Raw genomic sequence first — 8528 nt, forward strand, 5'->3', positions numbered from 1 at the left:
TGATGGGCGAGCGTAGGACTTGGCGTAGGTTTGCGCATCGGGCCCCGTCAAATAAGGCGCAGGTACCGCTGCATCATTGGAGTGTGACCAGCAAAGGCCTCGGGCGACAGCGTGGTCATAGATCCGGCGTAAAGTTGTTGCTTGGGTTGCCCGAGTTTACCAGTGGCTTCGGTGTGCAAGCGCGAAGTTGGCCGTTTGGCCGGTTGCTGGAGATCGTAAGCGGCGGCAACTGGCCGGTCGGCGATCAGTTCGCGTCCCCGATCGGGCATCGAAAAACCGGTTTTATCCGGCGCGCGGGCTTTCGTGCGCCCGGCTGGTCCATTCAAACGGGACGTTTGCGTTGACATCAGGTCCAGCGGCGCCCCGTACGCGACTTCGACTCCGTTGAAGGCTGCCGATTCGGCCTGCACCCGACCGGTTTCAGATCAGTTTGGTGCGATTCAATACGACGGCGGCGCAAGAGGGGGCGGCAGCAATGAGCTGATCGTCTTTCAGGTGGGATGGCGCAGCCCGACCCCGGGCCGTTCAACGGTCCGGGGCGGATGGGAGCCTCATAAACCGAATACAGGCGCGCTTCTTCGATGACGCGGGGATAATCGTGAAAACGTTCGTCGGCCGAGCGTCCGCGACGTGATTGTTTCCCGGATCTGTACCGGTGCGTGGAAGCGAGCACAGCCCTTGATACGCGCCTGTTTGCATCAGCGAAAACCAAAAAACAGCCCTTTATCGCTTTTCCTCGAAGAGGACCTCGCCTATGAGTTCACTGACGGAGCTGTACGCAGACGTGGGCGGAAGCACACTGTAGAACGGACGGCAAAGTCGCAAAGGATATGGCCTCCCACCGTTCTACTAATTTTCCGTCCTTTCAGCGGCGGGCCACCGCCGGACGAGATAAGATCTTGTTCGGCTAGCCTACGACGCCATAGCGAAATAGGCTCCGGGCCGTATCAATAATAGTCTCCTCTTGGGCCCGAGGACGCCATCCCAGCAATCGCATAGCCTTGTGGCTGGTGCTCCTGCGAACTGGAGCACTCGTTATCCTTTCCGTCTCCGGCGTTTGGACCTTCGAAGCGAGCTCGCCCAACTTCTCCCTAAGGGTTGCCGCTATATCCAATAGCGTGACGACATCGCCGCTCACAGCGATGAAACGCTGTCCGTTGGCCGCCTCCGCTGTCATGGCACGGATGTGGAGGTCCGCAAGGTCGCGCACGTCGACCATCCCGAAACTGAAGCCAGGCGACGGCGGAACGCCTTCGAGAAGCTGTTTGACGAACGAGATCGATGCGGAGATGTCCGGCCCCAGCACCGGGCCGAAGATCCCCACCGGATTGACGACCGACATCTCTAGCGAGCCGCTCTCCCGGTCGATGAAGTCCCAGGCTGTCCTCTCCGCAATCGTCTTGGATTTGATATAGGGCTGCACGTCCGGTCCGTTCGGGTCGGTCCAGTCTTCCTCATCAAAGACTTTATCGTATCTGGTGTGGCCGTAGCCGATGGCCGCAAAGGACGAGGTTAGGACGACGCGCTTCGCACCGGCGTCTCTCGCGGCGCGCAGGACGCGCAAGGTGCCATCACGCGCCGGCGCAATCAGTTCATCCTCGTTGTCGGGAGCTTGCTGTGGAAATGGCGAAGCCACATGGAGCACATAGTCACATCCGGCCGCCGCTGCAGCCCAGCCATGATCTTCGGTCAGATCGGCCTCGCTGAAGGAAAGCGCCTGATCGGACGCGACACCGCCATCCCGCACCATCTTGCGGACTTCGGCTTCACGGTGAGCGCTCCGTATTGTTGTCCGGACCTGATGACCCTCGTTCAGAAGCTTTGCGACGACGTGGCTGCCGACGAAACCCGACCCGCCTGTAACCAAAATCTTACTCATATCACCACTCTAATGATTTGTTTGAGTGCAATATCGAGCAGTTGTATTAGAATATCAAGTAGGACGAATTTTCTGACCCAGTATGAAAAACCAGACTATAGAGCCTCGCGTCTACGATGAAGACGAGTGCGCCGGGTGCACGGGCCCCGAGCCGATCGATATCCTGCGCTTCCAACGAGCCATTCGCGCCATCACCGGCAAGTGGAAGATCGAGATCGTGTGCATCCTCGTCCAAGGGCCACTCCGGTTTGGCGAATTGCGCCGGCGACTTCCGGGAGTGACGCAACATATGCTGACCGAGCAGTTGCGCGATCTCGCGAACAACGGCATCGTGATCCGCAATGCCTTCGCGGAAATCCCGCCGCGCGTCGAATATGAGCTGTCGCAAGCGGGGATCGACTTGATGCCGACACTGCGGGAGATGCGCGACTGGATGCTCAAATACGAGCATCAATTGGCGGCCTCCTGATCGCTTGCCGTGAGCAAGCATGCCGGGTTCGGAGTCGCACGCCCACCATCATTCGTTGAAGGGGGCGCACAGGACGAGATCGACCACCGAGGGCGCTTTATAACCCGGAATGAACCGCTCGCCGAAGTCCCGTGCGAAGTTGTCGTAGGTGGTCTCCGGGTTCTTTTCGACGATACGGCAAAAGCACTTCGTCATCTTCTGCTTCATTCCCAGCCTCGGGAACTCCGAGACGATCTTCGCTGTCTCGGCTGAGGGTATGACTTGGTGGCGCCAACCGATGACGTCCAGTCCGATCCCGGCAGTACAGAGGGCGACTTCCGGCTCCTTGTACAGGCCGATCGAAGGCGTCGAATTGAGGGCGACGCTGTCCCAGATCAATTGCGCGCGCCGGTCGTCGACGCCGCTCTGCTTCGCGAATATTCGCGCGAGATCCGCCCCTTCCACCTCGAAGCGGCGGGGATCCGCGAAGTGCTCGTTCAACGTGATGTCATGCAGGAGCGTTCCAACCGCGACCACTTCGGCATCGTGCTCGATACCTTCGATTTGCCCCAGCCGCGCCGCGAAAAGCCAGGATCGCACCACGTGGTTGAACAGATAAGGCTCGCATTTTCCTCGCGCATACTCGATCGCGCTGGCCACGAGTGGCGTGTCGGGAATCGATACCCCCGCAAGCATCCGGCTGGACATTTCGGTCATGATTGGCTCCGGTTGTTGGCGAGACGGCGCTTCCTGGCACGACACGCGGCGTGACGCGTCACTTCGGATCCGGAATGGTCAGGACCTTCTCATCGGTATTGACGACGAACACCGCGAGCAGTTTCGACGGTGCCGTATCGCTGGCATTTGCACTGACGCCGTGATGGTCGCCCGGTAATTCCGTGAAGCTCTCGCCGGCCTTGAAGGTTCGAACCGGCCCGCCGTTGATTTGGCTCTTGACCTCGCCTTCCAGAACGGTCGCGTAAATGATTGCCGACTTCGCGTGCGTATGCGCTGGCGAGTAGCCTCCCGGACCATATTCCACGAGGACGCCACGAATACTCTTACCGGGCACGTCGGGAAGTGCATGCTCATAGACCAGCGTGACCTTGGCGTTCTTCGCTCCCGGTACATTGTCGGCAAACGCCGGGGCGGCCTGGGCGGCAGCCAAGAGCAAGGGGAAAAGATAGTGTTTCATGGGCGGCTCCTTGAAGGTTGCGAGCGTCAGGTCGGGCGGTGGGTGCGCAGCCAGTCGTCGAGCGAAATGCGGCCGAGCCTTGCGTCGCCAAGCGGCACGAGGGATGTCTCCATGACCGTGCCGCCGAAATATCTGGCCTGCGGATCGTTTACGACGCTTCGGCTGTCGCCGATCGCGTCGAGATAGCGCGCGATGATCCGGTCAAACGGCGCCCGATCGGGACCCGCAATGTCGAAATGCTGGCCTCGTGGAGCGCGTACCGCCGTTTCCGCCATGATCGCGGCCACGTCGTCTGCTGCTATCGGCTGGAACAGTCCGCGTGGCAGGCGAACGGTCCCATCGGCCGTGCCGGCATCCGCAATTGGGCCGAGGAACTCCATGAACTGAGTGGCGCGCACGATGCTGTAAGGGACGCCAGAGCTTGCGATCAGCTTCTCCTGCGCCACTTTGGCCCGGAAGTATCCGTTGTCGGGCATTCGGTCGGCGCCGACGATCGACAGCGCTACGTGGTGGCGCACTCCTGCCGTGCGCTCGGCCGCGAGCAGATTGCGGCCTGACGTCTCGAAGAACGCAAGCACCGCTTGTGGCTCGAAGGAGGGCGAGTTGGCGACATCGACTACCACCTCCGCGCCGGTGAGAGCTTTCGCAAGTCCCTCGCCGGTGAGGGTATTGACGCCTGTGCTGGGCGATGCGGCAAACACTTCATGGCCCGCTTCGCGCAGGATAGTGACGGTACGCGACCCGATTAGTCCGCTACCACCAATAACGACGATCTTCATACAAATTGTCTCCGTTGAAACGCGAGCAAAAAGCCGACGCACCGGGTGCCGGCTTTGGCAGCTTAGGCCTTCACAAAAGCGAGAAGGTCCGGGTTGATCACATCGGCATGAGTGGTGCACATCCCGTGTGGGAGTTTTTCGTAAACTTTCAGAGTGCCGTGCTTCAGGAGCTTTGCCGACAGAAGCGCGGAATCTGCGATCGGCACGATCTGATCGTCGTCGCCGTGCATGACCAGTGTCGGCACGGCGATAGTCTTCAGGTCTTCCGTGAAATCAGTTTCGGAGAAGGCCTTGATGCCGTCATAGTGTGCCTTGGCACCGCCCATCATCCCCTGTCGCCACCAGTTGTCGATGACGGCCTGGATCGGCCGTGCGTCGGGGCGATTGAAGCTGTAGAAGGGGCCAGACGGTACGTCGACGTAGAATTTGGACCGGTTTGCCGAGAGCGCCTTGCGCATCCCGTCGAAAACCTCAATCGGCAAACCACCGGGGTTGGCCGCAGTCTTCAGCATGATCGGTGGAACCGCTCCGATGATGATCAGCTTGGCGACGCGGCCTTGCGGCTGTCCATACTTGGCGACGTAATGCGTCGCTTCGCCGCCGCCAGTGGAGTGGCCGATATGCACGACGTTCCTGAGTTCGAGATGCTCGACGACCGCCGCTGCGTCGGCCGCATAATGGTCCATGTCATGACCTTCGCTCACCTGTGCCGAGCGCCCGTGCCCGCGTCGGTCGTGCGCAACGACGCGATATCCGTTCTGTAGGAAGAACAGCATCTGCGCGTCCCAGTCGTCCGATGACAGCGGCCAACCATGGTGGAACATGAGGGGCTGGGCGGCTTTCGGGCCCCAGTCCTTATAGAAAATCTCGACGCCGTCGCGGGTGGTGATGGTGGCCATGCTTTGGTTCCTTTCAGAGGTTGGACCATGAGCTGTGATTGATTGCGCTGTGGCTGGCCAACTCGGGAGCAACGCTACCGCTGTCGCGCCAAGCCCGAAGGCAAGCAAGTTGCGCCGGCCGCGATCGGCCGGGTCTTGTGAATCTGTGTCTGTCATCGATCATCCCCAATCCCGCTCATGCTGAGCGACTGTTATTCATTCGGCTTGCTTCGAAGGGCGGGATGATCGTCTTTGCTTAACAGTGATCGCATCGCCATGCGACACGAATTGACGATCAGATTCAGGCTCTGCCCACAAGACCCCATCAGCAAAGTTAGAGCATCTATCGAGCCAAATTCACTCAAATGCCCGTCAGGCAGGGCGAAGTACAGTTATATAGCTGATATATCGAGAAACCTCACTGCGCCCGGTGCTTTGAGCTGCATCTTTGAGTATTTGCTGCGAAGTAGCAAGTAGGATGGTTTTAATGACCTGGTCTGGAGAAGCAGACCGTCGACGGCGTATGAGTGCATCCCGCGTGGTATTGCACAATCGCAAACAGTAGTTTGGCCAGTCACCAAGCAATCATGATCGAGCTGTCGACAGCGCAGATTGCATATGTGCTCGGTGGAGCCGAATCTCGGCCGGTTTGCGAGCGAGAAGATGCGCGGATGGATCGAGAAGACCCTGTGTAAGGGGCGTCGGTAGCTGGGTTTCGCATCGCGCCGTCGACGAACACCCTCATCTGCAGATGCCGAGTGAACGATGCCGATGCGCGGCGGAAAGCGGCCATCGGCAATGTTTGAAGAAGTTGTTGCGTTCGTGCATTGTTCGGGCATTCGGATTGCGGAATCTATCCCAAATGCGGCAGTATGATGCGTGCGCAAAGAAAGGGCCGAAATCGACGATGCGCTTCATGGCATGTCCGACCTATGCGGGGTTGCTGACGTCGTCGTCGGTCGTGGCATCCTCGTGCGACATGCGCGAGATTGACGTTCAGCCGCTATGAGAGCTTTGTGCCGATTCCCTTTCTACTGCGACGCATCCCATTCACTGTCGCGATCAGAACTTAGCTAAAAAATGATCAAGCCTTCCAGACGCCCTGCCAAGCAGACTAGAGCAATCAAGAAGACCATTGTTTTGTTCGCCTTGGGCAACCAGTTGATCGCGGATATGTCGCGTCAATGCCCGTCGCTTGTGCGCGCGACAGTGGGGATATTGCTTGTCGCCAGCGTGCTTTCAGGGTGTGCGCCCCTAACGGCGTCTGCGCCGACGGATCCTCAACAGCAGTTTGCCGCAGAACTTCAAAATGCGAATGCGTTGTATAGCCGGAAAGTGTTGGCATATAAGCCGATGTTCGAGAATCCCGGCGGCTATGGTAGAGCCCAGATACTCGAAGCGTACGAGGCAGTGCTGCAGCAGTACTCTGTCGCGGCAATCGCTTATGCCCGCACCATTTATCCCGAGGCTCGACAGACGCTTCCACTTTCCCTGCAGCCATTGCCAACGCCGTCGGGGCCGGTCACGCTGGCGGTCGTCAATCGCGACTACGAACATGTGCTCGGAATGGACGCTGCGTTGTGGGAGATGAATATGGCGGCAAAATTTGGCCGACCATCCAGGTTGCCGATACCGAAATACACCGGCCCTGTGCTCATCATGCCGCCTGCGCCACCGTTTCCGCCTCTGCAGGATGTTCGCGATCCAAAGTTCGCGCGGCTCGTGACCATGACGAAGAAACTAGACGATGCGCAGAAGGCAGATCTGGCACGAGAGCAAGCCGCGATCGAGCAACAGTATGCCGACCAAGCCGCGTGGAGGGCTCGGCACCCCACGGGGCAGTATGACCACATCGATCCGAGGACCGGACTACCGTATGCGCCTCCGCAACAGGAGACGCAGCGATGGTGCATGATGGGCGGTGGCCGGGTGCCTTGCTGAAACATATCTGTTGGCGGTGTGCGCTTCCCAAATCGTCTATTTCGTTGATCTGGAGAGAATTCGCCGGAAGTAGACGTCCCATTCTAGGGGGCTGCGCCAATCATTGGCAAAGTGGCTAATTTGAGTGGTTAATCAACGTAGATCGTTGAATTTGCAAGTTGCGCCAGGCCTGCAAAGCTGTTGAGGCCGGTTCGACTCGGGCTCGCGCCTCCAGAAAAAGCCCCGCATCGGTGGGGCTTTTCTTTGACTACACTGGTCGTTACGTGACAGGCAGAAACGCGGCGTGACGAGACGATCAGCCTTCGGCGTACCTGACGAACCAAGCGCTGCGCGAGCCAAGCCTATCCTGGAAGCGGGAGGGGGCAATGCATCTGATGCGGAACTACTTCGTCGACTGTATTGTGGACCAGATACCTCGCGATCGATGGACCGCATCGGCACACGTTTCACGGCCGAACGACTGGAAGAAGCCGGCGCCGGTTCCGGTGGTCGTCTTCGCTACTTTCGTGGACTGCTCGACGAGACGAGATGCCGAACGCGCCGCGCTGCAATGGGCACGCGAGTGTGTATTGGCGTCCCCCGACATAATCGAGCAAGCGCTCGCTGGCCGCCGCCAAGTTTGTGAATAAGCGATCGATTGGACCCACCATGCCGATGCTCGACGAATACTCGCATTTGAGGGCTGCGGATGAGCATCTGCGCATCGCTGTGCGCCTCATTTCTGCCCAGGAGGACCGGGTCACGCGCGGAAAGGCTGCGGGCCTCGATACCGAACTGTCCGAGGAATTGCTCTGCACGATGTGCGGGATCCTTAGGAGTTTTGTTGCGCACCGCAATGCGATTTGCCGCGCAATACAGGCCGAGGGGTACTCACCATTTTCGCGATGCGTACGCGGGCCGAGTCTGCCACCAATTCAATCAACCAACGCGTGACGGCGTAGGTCTTGGCGTAAGTTCCTGTATCACACCTTATGGGGTAAGGGGTAGATACTGCTGCATCATCGGGGTGACGGGTGCAGGTGCTGCTGTGGGTTGCGTGCTCATATGACCGGGAAAAGTTGCTTTGGCAGCCCGAGTTTACCAGCGGCCTGAACGGGACTGCTCCAAGTTCGCCGTCGGGCCAGTTGCCGGCGATGGCGAGAGGCTGCAATCGGCCAGGAAGGGACACTCGCCGCGGCAAGCTGAATGGCCGTTGTCGTCGCCATGCCGAACGCCGCATCTAGCAAACGCGTCATATGCCACGTCTGTTGACCTTCGCGCCGGCTGACGCTCGAAGATGCGGGCACGATGCGTCTCCTTTCGTTCGCGCGAAACTAAATTGACGCGAGCAGAATCATGCGCTAACTGTGCGTCACGCCACGAGCAGACAAACAGCAGCGTGTCCCTTAGACTCTTGCCGCAATGACAT

The 8528-nt window shown here is 59.2% G+C and carries 9 protein-coding genes; 3 read left to right on the forward strand and 6 right to left on the reverse strand.

What is annotated here, in order from left to right; translation table 11 throughout:
• Nucleotides 1–47 precede the first annotated feature (47 nt).
• Nucleotides 48–410: a hypothetical protein gene (locus tag C5F75_RS37010; protein WP_181035520.1), complete on the reverse strand. Its 363-nt coding sequence runs from the start codon at nucleotides 408–410 to the stop codon at nucleotides 48–50.
• Between the two features lie 497 nt (nucleotides 411–907).
• The gene (locus tag C5F75_RS35650) at nucleotides 908–1879 is read right to left on the reverse strand and encodes an SDR family oxidoreductase (RefSeq protein WP_104013506.1); all 972 of its coding nucleotides are present in this window, start codon (nucleotides 1877–1879) and stop codon (nucleotides 908–910) included.
• An 82-nt stretch (nucleotides 1880–1961) separates the two neighbouring features.
• On the opposite strand from C5F75_RS35650, the gene C5F75_RS35655 reads away from it, so the two are divergent.
• Nucleotides 1962–2348, forward strand: coding sequence for a winged helix-turn-helix transcriptional regulator (locus C5F75_RS35655; RefSeq protein ID WP_104013507.1), 387 nt, complete (start codon nucleotides 1962–1964; stop codon nucleotides 2346–2348).
• A 48-nt stretch (nucleotides 2349–2396) separates the two neighbouring features.
• Here C5F75_RS35655 and C5F75_RS35660 read toward each other — a convergent pair whose 3' ends face one another.
• The 4 genes from C5F75_RS35660 to C5F75_RS35675 form a co-directional block, all read right to left on the reverse strand.
• Entirely contained in the window at nucleotides 2397–3044 is a 648-nt protein-coding gene (locus tag C5F75_RS35660; RefSeq protein WP_104013508.1) for an HD domain-containing protein, read from the reverse strand.
• 58 nt (nucleotides 3045–3102) lie between these two features.
• The gene (locus C5F75_RS35665; protein ID WP_104013509.1) at nucleotides 3103–3522 is read right to left on the reverse strand and encodes a cupin domain-containing protein; all 420 of its coding nucleotides are present in this window, start codon (nucleotides 3520–3522) and stop codon (nucleotides 3103–3105) included.
• A gap of 26 nt (nucleotides 3523–3548) precedes the next feature.
• Complete coding sequence (locus tag C5F75_RS35670; protein WP_104013510.1) at nucleotides 3549–4301, reverse strand: SDR family oxidoreductase; 753 nt, start codon at nucleotides 4299–4301, stop codon at nucleotides 3549–3551.
• A 62-nt stretch (nucleotides 4302–4363) separates the two neighbouring features.
• Nucleotides 4364–5200 carry an alpha/beta fold hydrolase gene (locus C5F75_RS35675; protein ID WP_104013511.1) on the reverse strand — a complete coding sequence of 279 codons (837 nt, stop codon included), beginning with the start codon at nucleotides 5198–5200 and terminating at the stop codon, nucleotides 4364–4366.
• Between the two features lie 1059 nt (nucleotides 5201–6259).
• On the opposite strand from C5F75_RS35675, the gene C5F75_RS35680 reads away from it, so the two are divergent.
• The gene (locus C5F75_RS35680) at nucleotides 6260–7120 is read left to right on the forward strand and encodes a hypothetical protein (protein ID WP_104013512.1); all 861 of its coding nucleotides are present in this window, start codon (nucleotides 6260–6262) and stop codon (nucleotides 7118–7120) included.
• A 648-nt stretch (nucleotides 7121–7768) separates the two neighbouring features.
• Complete coding sequence (locus C5F75_RS35685) at nucleotides 7769–8053, forward strand: hypothetical protein (RefSeq protein WP_104013513.1); 285 nt, start codon at nucleotides 7769–7771, stop codon at nucleotides 8051–8053.
• Nucleotides 8054–8528: the final 475 nt, after the last annotated feature.

Origin of the sequence: Burkholderia anthinoferrum (assembly GCF_002925705.1) — a bacterium.
GTDB lineage: Bacteria > Pseudomonadota > Gammaproteobacteria > Burkholderiales > Burkholderiaceae > Burkholderia > Burkholderia semiarida.